This window comes from Pseudomonas sp. NPDC090752, assembly GCF_055584805.1.
This window is the reverse complement of record NZ_JBVJLI010000024.1, coordinates 20338-43642: the sequence shown is the minus strand read 5'-3', so window position 1 is coordinate 43642 and position 23305 is coordinate 20338. Positions and strand designations below refer to the sequence as shown.

17 protein-coding genes are annotated in these 23305 nt (G+C 59.5%); 10 read left to right on the top strand and 7 right to left on the bottom strand.

The features are described 5' to 3' along the window. Positions 1-116: 116 nt before the first annotated feature. The gene (locus ACZ6YA_RS23810) at positions 117-1451 is read right to left on the bottom strand and encodes a lysine N(6)-hydroxylase/L-ornithine N(5)-oxygenase family protein (RefSeq protein ID WP_465899987.1); all 1335 of its coding nucleotides are present in this window, start codon (positions 1449-1451) and stop codon (positions 117-119) included. 201 nt (positions 1452-1652) lie between these two features. Here ACZ6YA_RS23810 and ACZ6YA_RS23805 point away from each other — a divergent pair, with 201 nt between their 5' ends. After that, positions 1653-2099, top strand: coding sequence for a hypothetical protein (locus ACZ6YA_RS23805; RefSeq protein WP_465899986.1), 447 nt, complete (start codon positions 1653-1655; stop codon positions 2097-2099). Positions 2100-2149: 50 nt separating this feature from the next. Here the strand turns inward: ACZ6YA_RS23805 and pbpG are convergent, their stop codons facing one another. Continuing rightward, entirely contained in the window at positions 2150-3076 is a 927-nt protein-coding gene (gene pbpG, locus ACZ6YA_RS23800) for a D-alanyl-D-alanine endopeptidase (protein ID WP_465899984.1), read from the bottom strand. Positions 3077-3318: 242 nt separating this feature from the next. After that, the gene (locus ACZ6YA_RS23795) at positions 3319-3501 is read right to left on the bottom strand and encodes a hypothetical protein (protein WP_465899982.1); all 183 of its coding nucleotides are present in this window, start codon (positions 3499-3501) and stop codon (positions 3319-3321) included. Positions 3502-3674: 173 nt separating this feature from the next. Here ACZ6YA_RS23795 and ACZ6YA_RS23790 point away from each other — a divergent pair, with 173 nt between their 5' ends. Further along, positions 3675-4496, top strand: coding sequence for a shikimate 5-dehydrogenase (locus ACZ6YA_RS23790; protein ID WP_465899981.1), 822 nt, complete (start codon positions 3675-3677; stop codon positions 4494-4496). An 18-nt stretch (positions 4497-4514) separates the two neighbouring features. Here the strand turns inward: ACZ6YA_RS23790 and ACZ6YA_RS23785 are convergent, their stop codons facing one another. The 3 genes from ACZ6YA_RS23785 to ACZ6YA_RS23775 form a co-directional block, all read right to left on the bottom strand. Then, positions 4515-4757 carry a hypothetical protein gene (locus ACZ6YA_RS23785; protein ID WP_403129613.1) on the bottom strand — a complete coding sequence of 81 codons (243 nt, stop codon included), beginning with the start codon at positions 4755-4757 and terminating at the stop codon, positions 4515-4517. Between the two features lie 94 nt (positions 4758-4851). After that, positions 4852-5379, bottom strand: coding sequence for a lactoylglutathione lyase (gloA, locus tag ACZ6YA_RS23780; RefSeq protein ID WP_465899979.1), 528 nt, complete (start codon positions 5377-5379; stop codon positions 4852-4854). 222 nt (positions 5380-5601) lie between these two features. Then, a complete protein-coding gene (locus tag ACZ6YA_RS23775) occupies positions 5602-5961 on the bottom strand; it encodes a histone-like nucleoid-structuring protein, MvaT/MvaU family (protein ID WP_465899977.1) in 360 nt (119 codons plus the stop codon). Positions 5962-6317: 356 nt separating this feature from the next. On the opposite strand from ACZ6YA_RS23775, the gene ACZ6YA_RS23770 reads away from it, so the two are divergent. Together ACZ6YA_RS23770 and cobF are read left to right on the top strand one after the other, a co-directional pair. Next, entirely contained in the window at positions 6318-7607 is a 1290-nt protein-coding gene (locus ACZ6YA_RS23770; RefSeq protein ID WP_465899975.1) for an OprD family porin, read from the top strand. 20 nt (positions 7608-7627) lie between these two features. After that, positions 7628-8377 (top strand): precorrin-6A synthase (deacetylating), encoded by a 750-nt coding sequence (cobF, locus tag ACZ6YA_RS23765; RefSeq protein ID WP_465899973.1) that lies wholly within the window; start codon positions 7628-7630, stop codon positions 8375-8377. Positions 8378-8390: 13 nt separating this feature from the next. On the opposite strand, the gene ACZ6YA_RS23760 is transcribed toward cobF, so the two are convergent. Further along, a complete protein-coding gene (locus ACZ6YA_RS23760) occupies positions 8391-8741 on the bottom strand; it encodes a response regulator (RefSeq protein WP_465899971.1) in 351 nt (116 codons plus the stop codon). A 250-nt stretch (positions 8742-8991) separates the two neighbouring features. Here ACZ6YA_RS23760 and ACZ6YA_RS23755 point away from each other — a divergent pair, with 250 nt between their 5' ends. From ACZ6YA_RS23755 to ACZ6YA_RS23730, 6 genes are all read left to right on the top strand, one after another. Then, positions 8992-12459: a response regulator gene (locus ACZ6YA_RS23755; RefSeq protein WP_465899969.1), complete on the top strand. Its 3468-nt coding sequence runs from the start codon at positions 8992-8994 to the stop codon at positions 12457-12459. After that, entirely contained in the window at positions 12456-13277 is an 822-nt protein-coding gene (locus tag ACZ6YA_RS23750) for a CheR family methyltransferase (RefSeq protein ID WP_465899967.1), read from the top strand. The genes ACZ6YA_RS23755 and ACZ6YA_RS23750 overlap by 4 nt, the downstream gene beginning before the upstream one ends. Next, positions 13274-13849 carry a chemotaxis protein CheB gene (locus ACZ6YA_RS23745; RefSeq protein WP_465899965.1) on the top strand — a complete coding sequence of 192 codons (576 nt, stop codon included), beginning with the start codon at positions 13274-13276 and terminating at the stop codon, positions 13847-13849. The genes ACZ6YA_RS23750 and ACZ6YA_RS23745 overlap by 4 nt, the downstream gene beginning before the upstream one ends. Then, positions 13843-15069: a hybrid sensor histidine kinase/response regulator gene (locus tag ACZ6YA_RS23740; protein ID WP_465899964.1), complete on the top strand. Its 1227-nt coding sequence runs from the start codon at positions 13843-13845 to the stop codon at positions 15067-15069. Before ACZ6YA_RS23745 ends, ACZ6YA_RS23740 begins: the two co-directional genes overlap by 7 nt. 47 nt (positions 15070-15116) lie before the next feature. Next, complete coding sequence (locus ACZ6YA_RS23735; RefSeq protein WP_401077337.1) at positions 15117-15494, top strand: response regulator; 378 nt, start codon at positions 15117-15119, stop codon at positions 15492-15494. Between the two features lie 273 nt (positions 15495-15767). After that, positions 15768-23273 carry a Tc toxin subunit A-related protein gene (locus tag ACZ6YA_RS23730; protein ID WP_465899962.1) on the top strand — a complete coding sequence of 2502 codons (7506 nt, stop codon included), beginning with the start codon at positions 15768-15770 and terminating at the stop codon, positions 23271-23273. The last annotated feature ends 32 nt before the right edge of the window (positions 23274-23305 follow it).

Genomic DNA, 23305 nt, shown 5'->3' with positions numbered 1-23305 from the left:
AGACGAATGAGAATGGAAATCCTGCCAATTTAAATGCAAGCAAATGTTTCAGAAAGCCCAAAGCCGGCAGGGCGCGCTTGGCACCCTGCCGGCTTTTGGTGGAGCAGGGAGAGGGGTCAGGCGCTGGTCAAGGCGACGGCCGGTTGCACTTTGCCCTGTTGGCGGGCCAGGTCGTGGTAGAGCGCCTGGCCAATCTCAGCGGCGCGGGACGGCAGCACCGACAGCAGGGTGTCGCTCAGGCCGTGGCTGTGTTCGCAGAAGCCTTGCAGGTACACCGAGGCTTGCAGGTCTGGGCTGGCCAGTACCCGGTAGTTGCGGTCGACGGCGAAGTCTTCCAGATAGCCCGCCAGTGGTGCCAGCAGGTCGCGGTGCGAGCGGCGCTCATAGCCGGTGGCAAGGATGATCGCATCGTAACGATGGGTTTGATGCTGGTCGGTGGCCAAGTCGCGCAGGGTCAGCTCGATGCCGTCGCGGGTGGCGACTACCGCTTCTACCTGGCGGCGGCAGAGCACGTTGTGGCGGAACTGGTGCGAGACCTTCTGGCGATAGAGAATGCCGTAGATGCGCTCGATCAGGTCGAGGTCGACCACCGAGTAGTTGGTGTTGTGGTACTCACCGAGCAGCTTGGCACGTTGCTCGGCCGGCTCGTTGTACACCAGGTCGGTGTAATCCGGCGAGAAGATCTCGTTGACGAACGGGCTGTCGTCGGCCGGTTTGAGCGCGGAACCGCGCAGCACCATGTCGACCTTGACCGATGGGTAGCTGTCGTTGAGGTCGATGAACGCTTCGGCGGCGCTTTGGCCAGAGCCGATCACCGCGATGCGCATCGGCTTGCCTTCGGCGCACGGCAGCTTGTTCAGGCTGCTCAGATACTGGGAGTGGTGGAAGACCCGTGGATCGTCCTTGAACGCCCCGAACTTTTCAGGAATTTTCGGTGTGCCGCCGCTGCCGACCACTACCGAGCGGGCACGGCGGCTGTATTCACGGCCTTGGGTATCGCGCGATACCAGGCGCAGATGCTCGACACGGCCGGTTTTCAACTCAGGCTCGATGCGCAGCACCTCTTCACCGTAGACGGACTGGGTGGCGAAATGATCGGCGGCCCAGCGCAGGTAATCGTTGTACTCCAGGCGGCACGGGTAGAAGGTGCCGAGGTTGATGAAGTCGGCCAGGCGTTGTTTCTGGTGCAGGTAGTTGACGAAGCTGTATGGGCTGGTGGGGTTGCGCAGCGAGACCAGGTCCTTGAGGAACGAGATCTGCAGTTCGCTCTGGGTGGCCAGGGTTTCGCCATGCCAGCGGTAGTCCTTCTGCTTGTCGATGAACAGTGCATCGAGGGCGTGGCCGTTGGTCTGGGCGAGCTCTTCCAGGGCGATGGCCAAGGCCAGGTTGGAAGGGCCGAAGCCCACGCCGATCAGATCCTTGATGGTTTCCGGGTTTGAAGACTGGCTCATGGCTGCGATTCCATAATGGTCGAATGTGAGCGCCTGCCGGTGCTCCGGCTCCTGCGCGAGTACATTGTTGGGAACGAGCCACGTTGTGGGGAATTTACTGAGGGGCGGCGCAGGGAATGCGCTTGGAGAGTTCAAGCTTTACGCGCAATGGCCGATAGGCAAGCTAACGCATGGACCCATTTTCAAAGCAAGGAAAAGAACATGACCGGTATTGCGGCAATCACCATCAACAACGTGTCGGCGCAATCAATGGCTACCGCCCAGGCTGCCAGCAGCGAAACGGAAAAGACCGAGGATGCGCAGAAGAGTGGGTCGTCGACCGCATCGACGGACACCAGCAAGGCCCAAGCAGGCGGCGGCGCGCAGGGTGCTCAGGAAAGCGGCGGGAGCTCCGAGCCTGCGCATATCACGCAATTGCGCGAGATGATCAAAAAGCTGCAGAAGCAGATGGCCGAAGAGCAAAAGCAACTTGCCGACCTGATGGCGCAGAAGATGGAAGAAACCACCAAGACTGTACTGGTCAGCGCCAAGCAGGCGAGCATTGCCACAATCAATGGCGAAATCATGCAGGCGACGGCTCAGTTGCTCGAGGCCTTGCAAAAGACTGGTGGCAGCAGCGCTGGCGGGATGGTCAGCACGCAGGCTTGAGTGGCTTGTGCAGGCCATTCGCGGCGTAACCCGCGAATGGCGCGATCACCTCAATCGGAGGCCAGGCGGCTCTTGTTCTGCCGATCCGATTTGTATTGCATCGCCACCGCCGGCGCCGGCTTGGCCGCGCCGGTCTCCAGCCACTGGCGCATGCGGCTGGCATCGGCGAAATGGGTGTACTTGCCGAAGGCGTCGAGGATCACCATGGCCACCGGGCGGTTGTCCATGCGCGTCAGCAGCACCAGGCAATGGCCAGCCTCGTTGGTGAACCCGGTCTTGGTCAGCTTGATGTCCCAGTTGCTCTTGTTCACCAGATGGTCGGTATTACGGAAGCCCAGCGTGTAGTTGGGCTTGCGGAAGGCCACGGTTTTTTCCCGGGTGGTCGACAGCTCGCTCAGCATCGGGTACTTGCGCGACGCCATCAGCAGTTTGGCGAGATCGCGAGCGCTGGAAACGTTCTGCGTCGACAGGCCGGTCGGTTCGACATAGCGGGTATGCGCCATGCCCAGGCTGCGAGCCTTGGCGTTCATCGCCTTGATGAAGGCCGGATAGCCGCCAGGGTAGTGGTTGGCCAGGGCGGTGGCGGCGCGGTTTTCCGACGACATCAAGGTGATCAGCAAAGTCTCGCGGCGGTTGAGCTCGCTGCCCAGGCGCACACGCGAATAGACGCCTTTCATGTCCGGATTGTTAGCGATGGTCATGGTGAGCATCTCGTCCATCGGCAGCTTGGCATCCAGCACCACCATCGCCGTCATCAGTTTGGTCACCGAGGCGATCGGCACCACACGGTCGGCGTGACTGGAATACAGCTCCTGGTTGGTGTTCAGGTCGATCAGCAAGGCGCTGCCTGAGGCCAGATGCAGCTTGGCAGGGTCGCGTTGATTCTGGGCTGGGGGTTGTGCAGCAGCGGTCGACGGCAGGGTCGCTGTACCTGTGAGCAACAGCAATAGGCTGAGGATGGACAGGGATGTTTTCACAATGAGGCTCACTAAAAGTTGGTATGTCGTTGGCTGTGCGAGGGTTTCCCCCTTTAAACCGCTCGCATTCTGGAGTATGGCCGAACGGCTGTCGAATGCTCGTTGTACTTGCCCTTCGAAATGAAAAAAGCTTCATGCTGTAACGGTTAGTCCGGTCCCGTTCGTCGGTTTGTGGCGGCAAAAAAAGACCCGCCAAAGGGCGGGTCAGAACACGCGTAGGGAGCAACGCACAACAAATTCGGTCAGGCGATCAAGCGATTGTCCCGCCATTGCTCGGCCAGTGCCTGGGCAGAGGCTCGGGTGGCCAGCGGGCCGCTCACCGCTTCGCCGTTGCGCATCAGGTACCAGCAAGCCAGCAAACCTTTTTCACGCAGGGTAGGGGGAACAGCGCTGCCGATGACGGACATGATCTGGATAGTGGCCATGGGGACCTCCTGTAAAACATGGCCCTACCTTACGCAGCAGCCAGCAGGCTTTGAAATCAACTCGCTCAATAGTGCTCATTAGCTTTATCAACGGTTACCCAAGGTTGAAGGGCAGCAAGCAGTGCGGTCTGATACGCTGAATAAACGATTCAGTTATGGATTAGGAGCAGGTTATGTTGGTAACTCCCAGCAGAAACACGGTACTGTGCATTTCCTTGGCCGGCCGGCCCGGGACATTCGGTGTGCGCTTCCATAACCACCTCTATCAGCAGTTGGGTCTGGACTATTACTACAAAGCGATGAGCACCGATGACTTGCCGGCCGCTGTGGCGGGGATTCGTGCGCTGGGCATTCGCGGTTGTGGGGTATCGATGCCCTACAAGGAAGCTTGCATGGCGTTGGTGGATGAGGTTGATCCGTCAGCTGCTGCCATCGAGTCTGTCAACACGCTGGTCAATCGTGATGGTCATCTGAAGGCCTATAACACCGATTACCTGGCGGTACGGCAGTTGCTCGAACAACGTGAGGTCGATCCGGCCACCGCTTTCGCCTTGCGCGGCAGTGGCGGCATGGCCAAGGCAGTCGCCAGCGCGCTGCGTGATGCCGGATTCAGCGAAGGCATCATCGTCGCCCGCAACGAGCAGGCCGGGCGACAACTGGCGGATGCCTGTGGTTATAGATGGGTCGCCGAGCTGGGGGACCGGTGCCCGCCGATGCTGGTGAACGTGACGCCGATTGGGATGGCGGGAGGGCCAGAGGCCGAAGCGCTGGCATTCAGTGAAAACGCCATTGCAGCGGCCGAGTGGGTATTCGACGTGGTGGCGATGCCGGCGAATACACCGCTGATTCGCCGGGCACAGGCGTTGGACAAGTCGGTGATCACTGGGCTGGAGGTCATTGCGTTACAAGCCCTGGAGCAATTCGTACTTTATACCGGGGTGCGGCCTACGCAGGAACAGGTTGACGCTGCAGTGGCTTACGCACGCGATATCTAGGCCGGCACCGACAACACGTCAAAACGCTTTATGCCCCTTGTCCAACTGTTCATCCACCAAGGCGCGGCCATGGGCCAATGAGACATGCTGCGCATTCTCAAGGTCTGAGAAAAACTTCATCGGCATTGAAATCCGCTTGCTGGTGTGGCCTTGCGGATCGGTGATCAGGCAGCCGGCGGCATAGGGGAGGGGGCAGTCGGGATGGGGCATCACACTGGCGGTGATGGTGTGGTCGCGGTATTCACAGTGAAGAGATTGCATCGTCCTTACCTCGCTGTGGCTAGTGAAGCGCTTACCTTCATATACCACAGCGAGGGGCCGGGAGTTCCCGGCCCGACGAGCGCGTACCGGTGAATCAGCCCTTGAGCTCGGCTGGCTGGATCACTTCGACCCAGTAACCGTCCGGATCCTTGACGAACGCCAGGTGATTCATGCGGCCGTCGGCCAGGCGTTTCTGGAACGGCACGTTCAATGCCTCGAAGCGGGCGCAGGCGACGCGTACATCCGGTACGGAAATGCAGATATGACCAAAACCGCGCGGGTCAGTGTTGCCGTTGTGGTAGGTGAATTCCGGATCGTTTTCGGTGCCGTGGTTGTGGGTCAGCTCCAGCACGCCAGGGATGGACTTCATCCACTGGTGGCGTTCGGCGTCGTCGGCGGGAATCTGCGCTGGGTCGACCAGGGCCAGGAAGTAGAGGCTGAAGGCCGCTTCCGGGAAATCACGCTTGTCGACCAGGCGAAAACCCAGCACGCGGGTATAGAAATCCAGCGATTTCTCGATGTCCTTGACCCGCAGCATGGTGTGGTTGAAGACGAATTTGGCGGTGGCAACGTCAGGCTGTGCTGTGACGCCTGGTAGTGTTTGCAGATCGTGCAGGCTCATGGGTGCTCCAGAGTCGAGGCTGGCACCGGGGCCAGCAGAAAAGACAGGCGAGCCATGATACGGCAGTGAAGCGATTGCGCAAATGAAAGCGCCCTGCACAAGGCAGGGCGCTGGAAGAGAGGCCCGCATGTGCGGGCGCGTGATGGGGTCGCTAATCCTTTAGCTGTCTCGATATTGAGCCAGCCCTTGTGAAAAAAGTGTGAAGCACGCGTTGACGTTTCATCAGCGCAGCCAACTTTCCACGGTGCCCGCCCCATACTGTTCTTTCCACGCCTTGAGGCCGCGGTGGTTACCGCCTTTGGTCTCTATCAGCTCACCGGTATGCGGGTTCTCGTACACTTTCACCACGCGCGGTCGGCGCTGTTGTTTCGGTGCACTGGCTGCGCCTCGGGTCACGGCCTTGGGGTCGAGGATGGCGATGATATCGCGCAGACTTTTGTCATAGCTTTTCATCAGGCCGACTAGTTTCTGCTCGAATTCGATTTCGCGTTTTAGGCCGGCATCCTTTTTCAGCGCCTCCAGTTGAGCCATCTGTTCCTGGAGCGCTTTTTCGGCAGCACGAAACTCTGCAAGTCTGGACACTGTAATCACTCCTGTACGTCATCCGTGGCGGGGCGTGACGAACATTGAAGGCAAATAACGCCGGCCACGCGGGTGGGTGAAACTGTTCGCTGATATCGAGTGTAGACATTAGTAGCAGTTGGGTAAACTGCAAACTTTTCCAAGTAATACGGGAACTTTGCAAGTTTTTCGCGCGGTAATTTCGAGCGTTTTTAGCGGCGCACTCTCGCGCCGCTAGACCATGGTCCAATGGCCTGTGCCAGAGCCTTTGCGCGATCATTTCAGATGATGGCCGGGTGTTGTTCGGCCGCGTCGCCTCAGCGTGACAGTGATTCGTTACGTCTTGATTATTTGCCTTACTTTGGATGTTCCCTCGCATGTTTGCCCCCTTTCCTCTCGCCTCCGGGCGCCGTGTTGCCGGCCTGTTGCTGTTGTGCACCGGCACACAAGTCCAGGCCGCCGGTTTTCTTGAAGACAGCCGCGCCACGGTCGAAGCACGCAATGTCTACTTCAACCGGGATTTTCGTGACGGCCACAGCAGTTCCAGCCAGGGCGCGTCCAAGCGGGAAGAATGGGCGCAAGGCTTCATTCTCAATGTACAGTCCGGTTTTACCCAGGGCCCGGTAGGCGTTGGCGTGGATGCGCTGGGCATGTTCGGTTTCAAACTCGATTCCAGCCCTGCGGACAGCAACAGCGGTTTGCTGCCGTCTTCAGGGCATGACCCGCGACATTCCGCCGACCAATACGCAAAAGTGGGCGTGGCGGCCAAGGTCAAGGTGTCCAACAGCGTGCTCAAATACGGCTCGATGATGCCGGACCTGCCCTTGGTGAAGTACAACGATGGTCGTTTGTTGCCGACGATGTTTCACGGCGCCATGCTCACCTCTGAGGAAGTGCGTGACCTGAAATTCACCCTGGCCCGGCTGAACACCTACACCGCACGCGATTCTACTGATCGCCAGGACATTCGCGTGCACTGCAAGAACAAGCGCTATGCCTGCGATATCGAAGCCGACCACTTCGACCTGGCCGGGCTCGACTATCGCTTCAATGACCGGCTCAGTGCCCAGTACCAAGTGGCCAAGCTGGAAAACATCTATCGCCAGCACTTTCTCGGCCTGGTGGCCAGCCAGCCACTGTCGGTCGGCAACCTGTCGGCCGACCTGCGCCTGATCAAGAGTGACGACATCGGCAATGCCCGTGCGGGCGCAATCGACCACCGCGCCTTCAGCGGCATGCTCGGCTACAGTCTGGATGGCCACAGGCTCAGCGTAGGCTGGCAGCGCATGTATGGCGAAAGCGCCATGCCGTACCTCGACGGCAGCAACCCCTACCTGGTCAACTATGCCCAGGTCAACGACTTCGCCGCCGCCCAGGAACGCTCCTGGCAACTGCGTTACGACTATGACTTCAAGGCCCTCGGCGTGCATGGCTTGACCTTTTTCACCCGGTACATCAACGGTGACCACGTCAAGGTCCCGGGCAGTAACGCCGAGGGCAGGGAATGGGAGCGCGACACCGAGTTCAAATACCAGGTGCAAAGCGGCACGTTCAAGGATGTCAACGTGCGCCTGCGCAATTCCACGTACCGCAGCAACTACGAGAAGTGGGCGCGGGACATGGACGAGACCCGGGTTATTGTCAGCTATAACTTCTCTATTCTGTAGCCGATACACCGGACGGTGCCATGAAACAATTGCTGTTGATAGGCATTGGCCCGGGTGATCCGCGTCAGGTCACCTATGAAGCGGTCGAAGCGCTGCACCGCGCCACGGTGTTTTTCGTACTCGACAAGGGCTCGGACAAAGATGAACTCGTACGCCTGCGCACATCGATGCTCGACCGCTACCGGCCCGAAGGTGGCTATCGCCTGGTGCAGGTAGCGGACCCGCAGCGCGATGTCGAGGCCAGCGATTATGTGGCCGCGGTCCAGGACTGGCATCGCCAGCGAGCTGCGCTGTATGCCCGGTTCATTCTCGATGAGCTGGGCGCCGAGGACATAGGCGCGTTCCTGTTGTGGGGCGAGCCTGGCCTGTATGACAGCACCTTGCGCATTCTCCAATTGGTTCGCGAGCGTGGCGTCTCGTTGCGCCTGGAGGTCATCCCCGGTATCAGCAGTGTGCAGGCCCTGGCAGCTCGACACCAAGTGCCACTCAACCGCGTTGGCGAGCCGCTACTGGTACTGCCAGGCCGCCGCCTGGCGGAGCAGGGCAGGCTCGACAACGTGGTGGTGATGCTCGATGGCCAGTGCGCATTTGCCGCCCTCGAGGATCCAGCGCTGGTGATCTACTGGGGCGCTTACCTGGGGACGGATGACGAGGTGTTGATTGCCGGGCCATTGCAAGTGGTCAAGGCCCGGATCATGGCGGTGCGGGAAGAGGCGAGAGCACGCAGAGGGTGGATCATGGATACCTACCTGTTGCGGCGGGAATTGTAGAGCTGGATGGCTGTCAGGCCGTACCCAGAATTCCGACCACCTTGTCACGCAACTGATCGATGCTGAACGGTTTGCCGATCATGTGCATCCCTGCGGGGACATTGAGGCTCTCGGCATAGCCGCTGGCGAACAGCACTGGCAACAGCGGCCGCAGTTCACGCGCCTTGGCGGCCAGTTCCTCGCCGCGCATGTCCGGCAGGCCGACATCAGTCATCAATAGCGCCAAGGGCTGGTCGGCATCCTCTAGAATCTTCAGTGCAGCATTGGCGCAGTCCGCCTCGATGGCCGTATAGCCCAGTTCGTCGAGCACTTCGACCATCAGCATACGGACGATGTCGTCATCTTCGACTACCAAGAGGTGCATTGTGTGATCCTGTACCAGAAGAATGTCTTTATTCTGTGCGCCAGGCGGCGGCAGAAGTTCCCTCAGGATACCGATCGTTGCAAAAGGAGGGAACGATTGACGAACCCTGTCTTCAAATACTGGCTAAATGCCCTGCCGAAGCCGGCAAAGCTGGTTAGACTCGCTTGTTAACCGGTGAGCGCGGCGGCATGCAGCAGAGACAATTTCCGCCACACCGTTCAATGGACTTTTTTCGCTCGGGCGTCTTCACATGATTCAAGCAGCCTCGATGGACCAGCAAAGCTTCCGCAAGCTGTTGAGCCGCAACATTGGCCTGCCCCTGGGGGTGGGCCTGCTCGGTGCCGTGGCCTTTGTCGCGGTGATCAGCTACCTGCTTTCGGCCATGCAATGGGTCGAGCACACCGATCGGGTGATCGGCAATGCCAACGAGACGGTGAAACTGTCGATCGACATGGAAACTGGCATGCGCGGTTTCCTGATCACCGGTGACGAGCGTTTCCTCGACCCCTACGAGGTGGCCAAGCCAAAGATTCAGGGCAGCCTCAACAGTTTGCGTGGCATGGTCGAGGACAACCCGCAGCAGGTCGACCGCATTGATCGGCTGGTTGCCTTGCAGCAGGCCTGGAATGATTTCGGCAGCGAAATGATCAACCAGCGCCGTAACGGTGGCGATTACCGTGAATCGGTCAGCAACGGCCGTGGCAAGCGCATTACCGACGAGATCCGCAAGGAATTCGACGACCTGATCGGTACCGAACAGCAATTGCGCATGACCCGAAATGAAAAGGTCAGTTCAGTCACGGTCACCGCAATCACCGCCTTCGTGCTGCTCATCGTCGGCCTCAGCGCACTGCTGGCGTACTTGGGCCGGCGTGATCTGCTGGCCCTGTCGGGCAGTTATGACGACAACCTCAAGGCCCAACAGCGCTCGGCCGAACGCCTGGAGCACCAGGCCTGGCTGCGCAACGGCCAGACCCAACTGGCCGAGCAGGTGCTGGGCCAGTTGACCCTGCCGATGTTGGGCGACAACATCCTGCGTTTCTTCGCCAGCTACCTGGGCAGCGTGGTCGGCGCCGTGTACGTGCGCGATGGCCATGGCCGTCTAGTACGGGTGGCCAGCTACGGCCTGGACGCCGAAGAGCAGGCGCGCGAGCAGGTGCTGGCGGCCCACGATGGCCTGCTCGCCCAAGCGGTGCGTGAGGGCCGGCTGTTGCGTCTGGACGACTTGCCTGAGGATTATTACCGCCTCAGCTCCGGCCTGGGCAACGGGCTCCCGCGCAGCGCCCTGCTGATGCCAGCCAGCGACGACGGCCAGATCAACGGCGTTGTCGAACTGGGCTTCCTGCGCCCGCTGCAGGTGCGTGACGACGAGCTGTTGGAGCGGGTCGGCGGCAACCTCGGCATGTCCATCGAAAGCGCCCGCTACCGCCAGCGCTTGCAGGAAGTGCTGGCCGAAACCCAACAGCTCAACGAAGAACTGCAGGTGCAGCAGGAAGAGCTCAAGACCGCCAACGAAGAGCTCGAAGAGCAGTCGCGCGTGCTCAAGGAGTCCCAGGCCCACCTGGAAACCCAACAGGCGGAGCTGGAGCAGACCAACGAGCAGTTGTCCGAGCGCACCGATGCCCTGGACCGCAAGAACGACGAACTGAGCCAGGCCCAGGAAGAGCTGCAGGCCCGCGCCGACGACTTGCAGCGTTCGAGCAAGTACAAGTCCGAATTCCTCGCCAACATGTCCCACGAGCTGCGTACCCCGCTCAACAGCTCGCTGATCCTGGCCAAGCTGCTGGCCGAGAACGGCGAGGGCAACCTCAGTGGCGAACAGGTCAAGTTCGCCGAATCCATCTACTCGGCCGGCAACGACCTGCTGAACCTGATCAACGACATCCTCGACATCGCCAAGGTCGAGGCCGGCAAGCTTGAAGTACGCCCCGAAACCACTCAGCTGGAGCGCCTGGTCGAAGGCCTGCGCGGCATGTTCCTGCCGTTGGCCGAACACAAGGGCCTGAGCTTCGAGGTCAAGGTCGAGCCGCAGGTGCCCGTCACGCTGTTCACCGACCGCCAGCGCCTGGAGCAGATTCTCAAGAATCTGCTGTCCAACGCCATCAAGTTCACCGACCACGGCCAGGTTAGCCTTAACATCAGCCACCAAGCGGGCACCGGCATCGTCTTCGCCGTCCGCGATTCGGGCATTGGCATTGCCGCCGACCAGCAGCAGGCGATCTTCGGCGCCTTCCACCAGGTCGACGGCAGCAGCAACCGCCGCTACGGCGGTACCGGCCTTGGCCTGTCGATTTCCCGCGACCTGGCGCACTTGCTGGGTGGGCAAATCAGCGTCGACAGCAGCCCGGGGCAGGGCAGCGTGTTCAGCCTGATCGTTCCGGAGCGTTACGAGGCCGAGGCCGATGAATTCGAGGCCCTGAGCTTGCGCCCAGCAGTAGACAGCCTGCCACCAGCCCCCAAGGTCGCCACGGCCGTGGCGCCGAAACTGGCGGCACCGGCGTTCGCCGACGACCGCGAGCGGGCGCCGTTCAACAACCGGTGCATCCTGGTGATCGAGGACGAGCCGAACTTCGCCCGCATCCTCTTCGACTTGGCCCACGAGCTGGGCTACAGCTGCCTGGTGGCCCAGGGCGCGGACGAGGGCTTTGCGCTGGCCGCACAATTCATCCCCGATGCGATCCTGCTGGACATGCGCCTGCCCGACCACTCCGGCCTGACCGTGCTACAGCGCTTGAAAGAGCTGGCCGCCACCCGGCATATTCCGGTGCACATCATTTCCGTGGAAGACCGCGTCGAGGCGGCCATGCACATGGGCGCGGTGGGCTACGCGGTCAAACCGACCAGCCGTGAAGAGCTCAAGGAAGTATTCGCCCGCCTGGAAGCGAAGCTGACGCAGAAGCTCAAGCATATCCTGCTGGTGGAGGATGATGACCTGCAGCGCGAGAGCATCGCCCGCCTGATCGGTGACGACGATGTCGAGATCACCGCCGTGGCCATGGCCCAGGATGCCCTGGCGCTGTTGCGCGAGAACATCTATGACTGCATGATCATCGACCTCAAGCTGCCCGACATGCTCGGTAACGAGCTGCTCAAGCGCATGACCGCCGAGGATATCCGCTCGTTCCCGCCGGTGATCGTCTACACCGGGCGCAACCTCACCCGCGAAGAAGAGACCGACCTGCTCAAGTATTCGCGCTCGATCATCATCAAGGGCGCTCGCTCGCCGGAACGCCTGCTCGACGAAGTGACGCTGTTCCTGCACAAAGTCGAATCGCAGTTGTCCCATGAACGCCAGCGCATGCTCAAGACCGCACGCAGTCGCGACAAGGTGTTCGAGGGCCGCAAGATACTGCTGGTCGACGACGATGTGCGTAATATCTTCGCCCTCACCAGTGCCCTGGAGCACAAGGGCGCCATCGTCGAGATCGGCCGCAACGGGCGCGAGGCCATCGAGCGCCTGGAGCAGCATGACGACATCGACCTGGTGCTGATGGATGTGATGATGCCGGAAATGGACGGCTTCGAGGCCACTCGCCTGATCCGCCAGCAAGCGCGTTGGCGCAAGCTGCCGATCATTGCCGTGACCGCCAAGGCGATGAAGGACGACCAGCAGCGCTGCCTGCAGGCGGGTGCCAATGATTACCTGGCCAAACCGATCGACCTGGACCGTCTGTTCTCGTTGATCCGCGTGTGGCTACCGCAACTGGAGCGAATTTGACTAGCGAGCGCAACACCGACATCGAGATCCGGCTACTGATCGAGGCGATCTACCTCAAGTACAGCTACGATTTCCGCAATTATTCCGGCGCTTCGATCAAGCGCCGGATCCTCCATGCCCTGCGCCAGTTCGACTGCCTGACGGTGTCTGCCCTGCAGGAACGGGTGCTGCACGACCCGGGCATGTTCATGCAGTTGTTGCAGTTCCTGACCATCCCGGTCAGCGAGATGTTTCGCGACCCGAGCCATTTCCTCGCCCTGCGCGTTGAGGTGGTGCCGCTGCTGCGCACCTGGCCGTCGATCAAGATCTGGATCGCCGGGTGCAGCACCGGTGAGGAGGTGTACTCAATGGCCATCCTGCTACGCGAGGAAGGCCTGCTCGAACGCACCATCATATACGCCACCGACATCAACCCACGCTCGCTGGACAAGGCCAAGCAGGGTATCTACTCGATGCAGAGCATGCGCGAGTATGAGGAGAACTACCGTCTGGCCGGCGGGCGGCGCGACTTTGCCGAGTACTTCACCGCAGCGTACGGCAACGCCATCATGGACAGCAGCCTGCGCGACAACGTGACCTTTGCCGATCACAGCCTGGCCACCGACAGCGTGTTCTCCGAAACCCAGTTGGTGTCGTGCCGCAATGTGCTGATCTACTTCAACAAGGACCTGCAGGATCGGGCCTTGGGGCTGTTCCACGACTCGTTGTGCCACCGCGGCTTCCTGGTGTTGGGCAGCAAGGAGTCGGTGGATTTCTCGGCATACAGCGACCGCTTCGAGCCGCTGGTCAAGCCTGAACGGATCTACCGAAAATCATGAACGGCGTACGCGCGGTGGTGATCGGTGCCTCGGCGGGCGGCGTGCAGGCGCTGTTCCAGGTGCTCGGAAGCTTGCCAGCGGCATTTGCCACGCCGGTGCTGTGCGTGCTGCACTTACCGGATGACCGCCATAGCCACCTCGCCGAAGTACTGGCGCGTCGCCTGCACCGACCCGTGCGCGAGGCCTGCGACAAGGAAGCCATTGCCTCAGGGCAGATCTACGTTGCGACGCCGGGTTATCACTTGTCGGTGGAGCAGGATTTGCGCCTGTCCTTGAGCCAGGAGGAACCGGTGCATTTCTCCCGCCCGGCAATCGATTTCCTGTTCATCTCGGCGGCCGATGCGTACGGTGACGGCCTGCTTGGCATCTTGCTGACCGGGGCCAATGAAGACGGCGCCAAAGGCCTTGCCTATATCAAGAACAGCGGCGGCCGGACCGTGGTCCAGGACCCCCGCGATGCCCAGGTGGCGCTGATGCCGGAGGCCGCATTGGCCCTGCACCAGCCCGACCATATTCTTTCTCTGAGCGGTATCGGGCAGTTGCTCGCTACCCTGGAATCCAGCGCATGCTAAGCCACACTCCCGCCAAACTGCTGATCGTCGACGACCTGCCGGAAAACCTGCTGGCCCTCGGCGCCCTGATTCAGGGCGATGACCGCGAGGTGCACCAGGCCCAGTCTGCGGAAGCGGCCTTGTCGTTGTTGCTGGAGCACGAGTTCGCCCTGGCGATCCTCGACGTGCAAATGCCTGGCATGAACGGCTTCGAGTTGGCCGAGTTGATGCGTGGCACGGAAAAGACCCGCAATATCCCCATCGTTTTCGTCACCGCTGCCGGGCGAGAAATGAACTACGCCTTCAAAGGCTACGAAAGCGGCGCGGTGGACTTCCTGCACAAGCCGCTCGAGACCCTGGCGGTGAAGAGCAAGGTCTCGGTGTTCGTCGACCTGTACCGCCAGCGCAAGGTGCTCGACCGCCAGTTGCAGGCGCTGGAACGCAGCCGTCAGGAGCAGGAGCTGCTGTTGACCCAGTTGCAAGTGGCGCGCGGCGAACTAGAACATGCGGTGCGTATGCGCGACGACTTCATGTCGATCGTCTCGCACGAGGTGCGCACGCCGCTCAACGGCCTGATCCTGGAAACCCAGCTGCGCAAGATGCACCTGGCCCGCGGCAATCTCGACGCGTTCAGCGCCGACAAGCTGCAGGCCATGGTCGAGCGTGACGAGCGGCAGATCAACAGCCTGATTCGGCTGATCGAGGACATGCTTGATGTCTCGCGCATCCGCACCGGCAAATTGTCGCTGCGGCCCAAAGTGTTCGACCTCAGCCAACTGGTGCGCGGCCTGGTGGAGAACTTCGCCGCCCAGGCCACGGCGCTGGACACCCACATCGAGCTGCAACCCTGCGAGCCACTGCAGGGGGAATGGGACGAATTCCGGATTGAACAAGTAGTAGCCAATCTGTTGTCCAATGCATTGAGGTATGGCGAACGCCAGCCGGTCGCGGTACGGGTATTCGAGCAGCAGGGCAGTGCTTGGGTACAAGTCCAGGACCAGGGTATCGGCATCAGCGGAGCCAACCAACGGCGGATCTTCCAGCAGTTCGAGCGTGTGGCCACGCAACAGGCCAGTGGTGGATTGGGGTTGGGTCTGTATATTTCGGAGCAGATCGTGCAGGCCCACGGCGGGCAGATCCAGGTCGAAAGTGAAGAGGGCAAGGGCGCCACGTTCAGCCTGCAATTACCGTTGACACGGTTGAAAGGACAAAAAGACCCGGTGCGAGCAACCTCTGCCTGAGCCGGGGGTCAGATGGCCAACTGTATGAATTCCAAGGCGTTGTTGTCATGAGTGAAGATGCACAAGATGTGGTGCTGGTGGTCGAGGACGAACCGGCGATTCGTATGATCCTGCGGGATTACCTGGCAGGCGAGGGGTACCACGTGCTGGTGGCCGAAGACGGTGAACAGGCGTTTGCGATCCTGGCGAGCAAGCCGCACCTGGATTTGATGGTGACCGATTTTCGCTTGCCGGGCGGTATTTCCGGGGTGGAGATCGCCGAGCCTGCAGTCAAGTTGCGCCCCGATTTGAAGGTGATCTTCATCAGCGGGTACCCGGCAGAGATCCTGGAGTCGGGTAGCCCGATTGCCCGCAAGGCGCCAATTCTGGCCAAGCCGTTTGACCTGGATACCCTGCACCAGCAAATTCAGGCCCTTCTGCGCTGAATCCATCGACTGTGCTGTCAGCTTGCACAGACTCGCCGTCAAGTAGAACTTGGCGGCTTAATACATACCTTTTGTTGAAAAAGAAGAAGCCGGGTTTGGATTAACCTTACACGGTATTTTTCGGGGGTATAAGTTTCCCTATTGGCGCGCTCTAACATTCCTTAAATGATGTCTCCCATGACTTTCGCTGTAAACGAACGGGGGCGTCATAGTTCATGGCTGCTCACGTGAATTGAACTCATTATGAGTTCGTAGTTTTTACGAGGTGTTGTCATGGCTGAGCAGTATTCTGATCGACTCAATTCCTTGATTGCCGGCAAGGGCGAAAATTATTTGACGCAGCTGGGTGAGCTTTCGCTCGACGAACTGCACGAACAACTGAGCACTCCGATGGATGCAGAGGATGCCGAGCAGTTGCACGCAGAAGTACGCAAGGCGTGTGACACGCAGTTGATTGATGGAAAAAACGCTATCATCCAAGTGTCTCCACTGGTACCCATTGCACTTCGTCAAGTACAAGAAGCACCCCAGTTAATGACGAGATCTCTCTCCGTCAAGCCCGACTGGCGCGACACGGGCGCGAAACAATTCAGCGCCCCTGGGCAGGTATCCTCGATGTTCTCGCCAGCAGCGTACGCCGTCGAGCTCTACCGTCAGGCGAAGAGTCTGTATCCAGAAAGCAGCCCCTTTCACATCGACGATCGCCGCCCAGACTTGAAGCAGTTGCTGTTAAGTCAGGAGAACCTTGACACGCCGATCAGCGCGTTGAACCTGTCGAATGAAATACTGCTCAGCAGCGCAAGCAAAGCGCTTGCCCCTTCCAACAGAACGACGCTCAGCGATGATGAAGTGCACAAGGCGCTGGCTACCGAGGTGGGTACCAGTGGCACGCCCTATCATGTTCAGCACAGTCGTCTGTGCCAGGCCTTTGCCCTCAACGATTCGGATTTCTCGCATCTGCAGGCGGCGCCACAGTATGCCAAATACCTGGATGACACCTCGCTGGCCTGCCTTCGTTATGCTATTTCGCCGGCACTGCGAGCGTTGCTGACGGACGCGATCAATGAAGCCAACGCCGATGAGAAGTTCACAAAGTACTTCCCGGGCATGACGCCAGAATCGATGCTGCAGCCTTCACGTTTGCGCAGTTGGTTCAGCGTGTCGGACGCAGACCTGCAAAGTTTCATGGGTACGTTGGATAACACGGAGTATCAACAGCGAACGCTGACGACGCGCGTGGGCCAGGAAATCGTCAAAGTGAGCCTGAGTGCACCGTCTGCTTTTATCAATTATGTCCGATTATATCCGTTGGCTGGCAACCTTTGGCAGTTGGCGTTCAATTTAAAAGTTTGGCAAGTTGAGCACTTTAGCGTCAGTCAGGACCTGGCGCTGACGATATCGCCCAGTGATTTTGGTCTTTCGGTATTTTTGCCCAATACCGAGTACCGGAAGACATTCGAGTGGCAAAGTGTACCACCAACGTCGGTTTTGCAAACCTTTTGGCGGAAGGCTCGTGCCGATGGAGGCGGTTCCCATACTCATACGGTAAATGTGAGCTACGGGCGTTCTTCGGCCGCCGCCTATATGCTGACGCTCAACAAAAACATTCGCCTGCATAAGATCACCGCGCTGTCTGCGCAGGCACTGCACCACATCATACAAAGCGTCAATCCCACGCAGATTACCGATGAGACGCTGGCTACTATTTACCTTACCGCCGATTCCGTCAGGCGCTACGGTATGGACCATCAAGACGCGATGGTCATGGCGAGGGGCTTGATATCCCTGACGGTCTCCGGAAGTGAGAAAAGCCAGTTCGATCGTCTGTTCAATGATCCACCGTTACTTGAGGGTGGTTTAAACCCCTCCAATGTGCGGCTATTGCTTCATCCCAAGTTCGCCAACGAGCACGCCCAGGTCAAGGCAACCCTGAAGCGTGCATGCCGTACCGACGATGAAGGGTTGTATGAGCTGGGCAGACTGATCAGCGCCTACGAGCTGGAAGCCGTCGGCATCGACGCCAATCTGTCCCAGCTGTCCGCACTGTATACCCTGAGCCTGTGGGCGCGGCATCATGGTTTGATCCCCGGCGAGTTGCGCCTGTTATTACAGATCATGGGTGAGCCCCGCGGGATGCATAGGTTGCAACCCAAAGGTTGGCGGCAGTTGTTGCAGCGCCTGCGCAGGACCACCGACTGGTTGAAGGCACGCGGCTGGAGCGTACAGGACTTGGACATGATGACGCGTGGCGTCAACACGATCCCGGCCAGTACCGAAATCAACAACCTGCTCGACGCAATCCGGGCCACCGTGAGTGCCGCGCAGCCCTTAGAACAGAGCGCTGAGCAGGGTTACGTCAGTCTCGTCTCACCCTTGATCGCGTCGACGTTCAACCTGAGTGGTGACACCTTGGCGCAGGCCTTGTTGAATTGGGCGGACAAGGCAAAGCCAGGGGGGCTAACGCTTGAAGGGGCCTGCGACCACCTGCGCAAGGCACAGCCACCCGCAGCACATGCGCGTAGCGTCATTGACTTTGCCTACGGACTCGCGCAGATGGCAATGATTGCTCATGGGTCTGGCCTGACAGGCGATGCATTGCAGCTGTTTGTAGATCAACCGCAGCGGTTGGCCGGCGCAGGAGACCATGCCAGTGCTGTTTTGTCACGTGATGTCTCAACCATCATCCACCTCTGCAACTTCAGCACGTGGCTGACCAAACTGCCGGACCCGTCCGGAATGGGCGGTGCACTGTTAGGGGCGCTTGCCAAAGGCGTTCCCTTGGCACAACTTGCGTTGACCTCTGGCTTTACCCAGGCGGCACTGGAGCAAGCGGCCGTACATGCCCATGGCAAAGGGAGCTTGCGGGCACCGAAAACGGTGCAGAGCTGGCAGGAAATCGAAGTGCTGCTGCAGTGGGCGACCCTGGCCAAAGCTTATAATGTAACGCCGGATACGCTTGAAGAACTCCTGGCCCCTGCCCCCGACTGGGACAGCTGGCGGCGGGTGGCAGATGCGTTCAATGCCGGCCTGAAGCCATCGCAGGCAAAACTGGCGCATGCCGCCACCGAGCGTCCGCTCAGCCTGGCGCTTACCGGCGTACTCGGGGCTAAGCAGAACCACACTGTCCAGTCCTTGAATGAGCATCTGCTGATCGATGTGCTGAACTCCGAACACGTGATCAGCAGCCGTATCGCCGAAGCGATGGCGGCGTTGCAGCAGTTCATTCACCGCAACTTGTCGTCACCGGAAGATTCAAACGCTATTCAGCATGCGGCCCTGAAGCGTCCGTTCTTCCGGGATTGGACGCGATGGAATGCCACCTACGCAACTTGGGCGGCAGGGAAAATGCTCACGTACTACCCGGAGAATTACATCGACCCGACGATTCGTCTGGGGCAGACCCAGGCGATGGACGACATGCTGCAGGCGTTGGGGCAGGCTCAGATCAACGAGGATACGGTGGGCGACGCGTTCCAGGGTTACCTCAGTGCGTTCGAGGAGGTCGCCAACCTCGAGACCATCAGTGCCTACCACGACAGCCGCGATGCCATCCTGGGCAAATGCTGGTTTGTCGGCCGCAGCCGCGGCGAGCCTCGGCACTACTGGTGGCGCACGGTGGATGAAGCCAAGCGCGCAAAGAACGGTGTGCTGCCCGCCAATGCATGGAAGGCGTGGACGAAGATTGAGTTGGCGCCACAAGTGCAAGGCCGTTTGATACGGCCTGTAGTGTTCCGTGGGCGGTTGCATCTAGGCTGGGTCGAGTGCGAGGAGCAGGTGATCAGTCGCAACGCCGACGGTACGCCATTACTACAAGAACAGAAGTGGTCGTTCAAACTTGCCTGGCTGCGTTACGATGGCAGATGGAGTGTGCCCGTCGGTTACCCGCTGAAGGTCGATGCAACCCAAGCGTATAAGCTGGACAACCTTTCCCTGATCCTCTGCGCGTGGCCAGAGCGCGATGGGTTGCTGATGGGAGTGTATACCCTCGGCAATGCTGAAGGGGACACAATCTCCGCCGTTACCGGCTTGTGCATTACTGAAAACCTCAGCAGCGAGACGCTGACGACGCTCGACGACCACTTGAAGCATGTTCCACACTGGTTGGATACCCGCCACCACCTAGGCATTAGCGCAATCTTTGAAGGGCTGGGAGAGGTGAATGCGGAAGAGCGCTTGTCAGTGGTCCCCAACAATCAAATACCCTCAGTCTTTACTAAATTTGATGCTCAACTAAAGGAAGCCAAGGTCGTCAATAAGGTTGGAGGCAATGAAGCAACCTACGCCTTGCACCTGCGTACCCTATTAACAGTCGCCGCCCGGCGCCCGCGCATCGATAACAGATGGGTAGAGGCATTGATTGCCGAATACTCGACACTCCTGCAGCCGCGGCAGCCCATACGGGCGTTGTTACGTAGTCGCAATGGTGCATTATTGGTGTGCAAGGAAGGTTCTGACTATTGGGCTTACTTGTGTGTTTCCGGCGAGCGTATGAGGCGTTATTTTGCAAATTCGCAAGTGAGCGATATTCATTCAGTGGCGGATGGGGCGTCTGGCGCGCAATCGGCGAGTTGGAAAAGAGTAAGTGGTGCGCTAGGCCCTGCACAGGTGGGGCGTTACAAATTAAAACACGGTACTGCTTCGCCCCTGTTATACACCGTGGATTTCAAATCGCAACAGGGTTCGCTTGCGCGCACAAGTGTCATAACTTTACTGGACTACCCGAATGGCCTTGTGGAAGAAAACATTGAAATTCAGGACTATCAGAATGTATTGAGAAGCACTGTACCTGCTGATCTGGTGTCTTGCCGGATCTACAGCGTTGATGGTAAGCGTTCGACCACCATGAGCGCATACAGAGACTTTGATTTGAGGCAGGGGGGAGGGACGGTACTGTTCAACCTGACTGCCGAGGTGGGTGACATTAGCGAGTGGAACGGGGCAAACGAGGCCCTGCATCGCGTCGTCCTCCAGTTCGGTAGCGGCAATACTCGCGAGTACCGCGTCAAAGTCTACAAGGATGTCGACGCGCTCAAAACCGCCATTATCGGTACCACCGGCCAAGGGGCTCAGTACCTGGCGCACAGAGGACACGTAACTCGCCTCAACACGTTGTTCGCAAAGGAGCTGACGGTGAGGGCTGTGTTGGGTATCGACACCATCCTGGCGTACGACACCCAGCAAATACCCGAGCCGGAAACTGGCGTGCAGGTACGTCTCACCTTGCCGAAGTACAAGGCGTCTTATCATGGTAGTGAACGCTGGGCGAGGGTCTGGTTGAACACCGGGCGTAAGCGGCTTTTGCTCTGGCAGGGTCAGCTCAGTCACACCGCCATGGCAGTTGCCGACCTGGTGTTCGACCGATCGCAGGTCTATTCAGGTCAAACAGCTTTCCACCTGGAAACACAATACCCCGCGGTGCACCACACCGCCGTCGGCGGCTTCAGCATCATGATCAGTAGGGCGAACCTTGCAATCCTGCGAGATTCTGACGTTGTAACCAATTCGGTCGGTGGCATCAAGCTATCCAAGGACAATGTGTTCAAGGTCGAGGCCTTTAGGCGCAACACCAATACACGCATGGATTTCACGGGTGCCAACGCGTTGTACTTTTGGGAGTTGTTCTATTACTCGCCGATGATGGTGATGCAGCGCTTCCTGCAGGAGGAACGTTTTGACCTCGCCGAACAGTGGCTGTCGCGCATCTTTAATCCAGCAGGTTACAGCCAGGACGGCATCAGCACGCAAAGGCTGTGGAATGTACGGCCGCTGGAGGAAAGCAGCAGCTGGAATGACGAGCCGTTGCAGTCTCTTGACCCGGACGCCGTCGCTCAGAACAACCCGATGCATTACAAACTTAATGTCTTCATGCGCCTGCTGGACATCTGTATTGGCCGCGGCGATACAGCCTACCGCAAGCTCGAACGCGACACCCTCAGCGAAGCGAAGGTCTGGTACCAGCGTGCCTTGACCCTGCTGGGTGATGCGCCGTGGACCCCAGTGTCCACCGGCTGGGGTGAACCGGTGTTGGGGCAGGCCGCAGCTTCTGGGAAAAGTCAGTTCTGGCCGGAGGTCAATCGGACGATGCTCGGTTACTGGGAAGGGCTGCGCATCCGTCAATACAACCTACGTCACAACCTCACCCTCGATGGCCAGCCACTGAATTTGCCGCTGTATGCGACACCCGCCGACCCTAGAGCGCTGCTGGCGGCGGCAGTGGCAGCGGCGGCGGGGGGCGAGCGCGAGCTCATGCCTATCACCGAAGTGCCAGCGCTGCGCTTCAGCGTCTTGCTTGATGGAGCCCGCAGCATGGCCGCCCAGCTCATTCAATTTGGCAGCACGATGCAGGGTATTCTCGAGCGCCAGGATGCCGAGGCGTTGGCAGGTCTGCTGGTGAGCCAGGGCGCGGAGCTTGCCGACAACAATGTAGTGCTGTTGAGGCAAACACTCAGTGAATTGGCTGCCGACCGCGCGACATTGGAGTGTTCCCTCGCGGCGGCGAGGGCCAGTCATGATCATTACCTTGAGTTGTACGAAGACAATGTTTCTGCCCGAGAAAGCCAGGCGCTGCGTCTGAGAACCGGGTCGGAAATAGCCGCTGCTGCTGAACCAGCGTTCATGGCCGGGGCAGCCGTCGTTGCCGCGTTTCCAAAGATCTTTGGGCTAGCCAATGGTGGCGGACATCCGGAAGATCCCTTGAAGGCAGTGGCGTACGGTTTTTCTACGGTGTCGAAAGCGCTCGGCATCGCTGCTTCGCGGATTAGCCAGGAGGAAGTCTATGCACGCCGCCGTGCTGACTGGAAGTTCCAATATGAATCGGCGCAAAAGCAGATGGATACCGTGCAGGCGCAACTCGATGCTCTGGGCGTACGTGAGACCTCTGCGCAGATGCACATCGCGCACCTGCAGACCCAAGCTGCACATGCCCAGGCACAACTTGCCCTTTACCAGGGTAAATTCACCGGCAAGGCCATGTACAGCTGGGTGCGCTCACGCCTGGCAAGCATTTTCTACACCTATTACGACCTCACGGTATCGCGCTGCCTGATGGCGCAAAAGGCGTTGCAATGGGAGAAAGGCGATGCCGCCACCTACCTGCGTACCGGCACCTGGAGCAGCGCTTGGGCGGGATTGTTGTGTGGCGAAGGGCTGATGCTGGCGCTGGGGCAGATGGAAACGGCCTGGGTTAAGTGGCAGAAGCGCGAACGCGAAGTGACCCGCACGGTGTCCCTGGCCAAGCTCCTCGACGGCAAGCTCACCGCGCAGGACAAGTCCGTTAGCTTGAGCGATGCGATCAAGGCCACCCTTCGCCAGAAGGACGTCGTTTCTACGCTTTCAGACGCCAAATTGACGCTGGCGATGGACGGCGTGCTGTCGATCCAGTTCAGCCTGAAATCCTTGAACTTGGCGGCAGGTTTCGACGACGCAGAGTCGCGGCGCATCCGCAGCATCGCAGTGTCGATGCCAGCCGTGATGGGTCCTTACCAGGATGTCCATGCTCGGCTGCTGACCGATGCCCGGGGCCTGCCTGCCGGTTGTGATCGGATCGAGATCTCGCATGCCACACAGGACAACGGCCTGTTCAGTCAACTCAACGGGTACCCGCCGTTGCGCCAGGCAGCGCAGTTGCTTCCCTTCGAAGGGCTGCACATTGCCAAGGCGAATGATGAAGAAGACCAGACGCTGATGACCTTGAACTTCCCTCACGCACAGGGCGAGCAGCGGACGCTGCTAGAAAGGCTGAGCGACATCATTCTGCACGTGCAATTCACCGTTCGTTGAGCGCTTGCGCGAAGGCACCCAGGTGCCTTCGC

Excerpts from the sequence above, each read along its gene's own strand:
- ACZ6YA_RS23810 (WP_465899987.1), bottom strand. The coding sequence starts at position 1,451 with ATGAGCCAGTCTTCAAACCCGGAAACCATCAAGGATCTGATCGGCGTG.
- ACZ6YA_RS23805 (WP_465899986.1), top strand. The coding sequence starts at position 1,653 with ATGACCGGTATTGCGGCAATCACCATCAACAACGTGTCGGCGCAATCA.
- ACZ6YA_RS23795 (WP_465899982.1), bottom strand. The coding sequence starts at position 3,501 with ATGGCCACTATCCAGATCATGTCCGTCATCGGCAGCGCTGTTCCCCCT.
- ACZ6YA_RS23790 (WP_465899981.1), top strand. The coding sequence starts at position 3,675 with ATGTTGGTAACTCCCAGCAGAAACACGGTACTGTGCATTTCCTTGGCC.
- ACZ6YA_RS23785 (WP_403129613.1), bottom strand. The coding sequence starts at position 4,757 with ATGCAATCTCTTCACTGTGAATACCGCGACCACACCATCACCGCCAGT.
- gloA (WP_465899979.1), bottom strand. The coding sequence starts at position 5,379 with ATGAGCCTGCACGATCTGCAAACACTACCAGGCGTCACAGCACAGCCT.
- ACZ6YA_RS23770 (WP_465899975.1), top strand. The coding sequence starts at position 6,318 with ATGTTTGCCCCCTTTCCTCTCGCCTCCGGGCGCCGTGTTGCCGGCCTG.
- cobF (WP_465899973.1), top strand. The coding sequence starts at position 7,628 with ATGAAACAATTGCTGTTGATAGGCATTGGCCCGGGTGATCCGCGTCAG.
- ACZ6YA_RS23760 (WP_465899971.1), bottom strand. The coding sequence starts at position 8,741 with ATGCACCTCTTGGTAGTCGAAGATGACGACATCGTCCGTATGCTGATG.
- ACZ6YA_RS23755 (WP_465899969.1), top strand. The coding sequence starts at position 8,992 with ATGATTCAAGCAGCCTCGATGGACCAGCAAAGCTTCCGCAAGCTGTTG.
- ACZ6YA_RS23745 (WP_465899965.1), top strand. The coding sequence starts at position 13,274 with ATGAACGGCGTACGCGCGGTGGTGATCGGTGCCTCGGCGGGCGGCGTG.
- ACZ6YA_RS23740 (WP_465899964.1), top strand. The coding sequence starts at position 13,843 with ATGCTAAGCCACACTCCCGCCAAACTGCTGATCGTCGACGACCTGCCG.
- ACZ6YA_RS23735 (WP_401077337.1), top strand. The coding sequence starts at position 15,117 with ATGAGTGAAGATGCACAAGATGTGGTGCTGGTGGTCGAGGACGAACCG.
- ACZ6YA_RS23730 (WP_465899962.1), top strand. The coding sequence starts at position 15,768 with ATGGCTGAGCAGTATTCTGATCGACTCAATTCCTTGATTGCCGGCAAG.